Annotated in this window: 2 protein-coding genes (1 of these 2 cut by a window edge); both read left to right on the top strand. The window is 75.3% G+C overall.

What is annotated here, in order from left to right; all coding sequences use genetic code 11:
- Positions 1 to 914: the 3' portion of an NAD(P)/FAD-dependent oxidoreductase gene (locus tag B9S61_RS32215; protein ID WP_103545352.1), read on the top strand. It extends 502 nt beyond the left edge of the window; 914 of the gene's 1,416 nt are visible here — the last part of the coding sequence; the start codon falls outside the window, past its left edge; the stop codon is at positions 912 to 914.
- 62 nt (positions 915 to 976) lie between these two features.
- On the top strand, positions 977 to 1,483 hold a 507-nt coding region (locus B9S61_RS32210), incomplete at its 3' end, for an O-acetyl-ADP-ribose deacetylase (protein ID WP_103545351.1).

Here is a 1,483-nt window from a genome sequence, read left to right as displayed (position 1 = left end):
CCCGCCGCTTCCGCGACGAGCGGGCCCGCACCCTGTTCGCCGGCCTCGTCGCCCATGTCATGGCACCCCTGGGCGGCCTCGCCACCGGCGCCGTCGGCCTGGTCTTCGCCCTCGCCGCGCACGCCCGCGGCTGGCCCGTCGCCCGCGGCGGCTCCCAGGCCATCTCCGACGCCCTCGCCGCGTATCTGAAGGACCTCGGCGGCACCGTCCACACCGACTACGAGGTCAAACGCCTCGACGACCTGCCGCCCGCCCGCGCGTACGTCTTCGACACCTCGCCCACCGCCCTGGCCCGTATCGCCGGCTTCGGCGACCACTACGCGAACTACCGCTACGGCCCCGGCGTCTTCAAGATCGACTACGCGCTGGACGGGCCCGTCCCGTGGACCGCCCCCGAGGCTCGCAGGGCCGGCACCGTGCAGATCGGCGCGGACAGCGACGAGATCGCCGCCGCCCTGCGCGCCGCCTCCCGCGGGGGCAGGGCCCCCGACGCCCCCTTCCTCATCACCGTCCAGCCCGGCGTCGCCGACCCGGCCCGCGCCCCGGCCGGCAAGCACGTCTTCTGGGCCTACGGTCATGTGCCCAACGGCTGGACCGGCGACCTCACCGACGCCGTCGAACGCCAACTGGAGCGCTACGCCCCCGGCTTCCGCGACCGCGTCCTGGCGCGCGCCACCGCGGGCCCGCCCGAACTCGCCGCCCGCAACGCCAACTACGTCGGCGGCGACATCGCCTCCGGCGCGGCCTCGGGACTCCAGTTGCTGCTGCGCCCCAAGCTGTCCCTGTTCCCGTACACGACCCCGCACCCGGCCGTCTTCATCTGCTCGTCGGCCACCCCGCCCGGCCCCGGCGTGCACGGCATGTCCGGACACAACGCGGCCAGGGCCGTCTGGCGGAGGCTGCGTCAGACATGACCCCCACCCTCACCCTCGTCACACAACGCGGCCAGGGCCGTCTGGCGGAGGCTGCGTCAGACATGACCCCCACCCTCACCCTCGTCCGGGGCGACATCACCCGGCAGAGCGCCGACGCCGTCGTCAACGCCGCCAACTCGTCCCTGCTGGGCGGCGGAGGCGTCGACGGCGCGATCCACCGCCGGGGCGGCCCGGAGATCCTGGCCGAGTGCCGCGCCCTGCGCGCTTCCCGGTATGGAAGGGGCCTGCCCACCGGCCAAGCGGTCGCCACCACCGCGGGCCGCCTCCAGGCCCACTGGGTGATCCACACCGTCGGCCCGGTGTACCGGGGCGCCGGCAGCGATCCCGCGCCGCTCGCCTCCTGCTACCGCGAGTCGCTGCGTGTCGCCGACGAACTCGGCGCCCGCACGGTCGCGTTCCCCGCCATCTCCACCGGCGTGTACCGCTGGCCGGTGGAGGACGCGGCCCGGATCGCCGTCGGCACCGTCCGGACCACACCGACGGCGGTCGAGGAGGTGGTCTTCGTCCTCTTCGACGACCGGGCCCACGAGGCGTTCACCGCCGCGCGG

The sequence above is a fragment of the Streptomyces sp. SM1 genome (assembly GCF_002910825.1).
GTDB lineage: Bacteria > Actinomycetota > Actinomycetes > Streptomycetales > Streptomycetaceae > Streptomyces > Streptomyces okerensis.
This window is presented reverse-complemented; position numbering and strand designations above follow the sequence as displayed.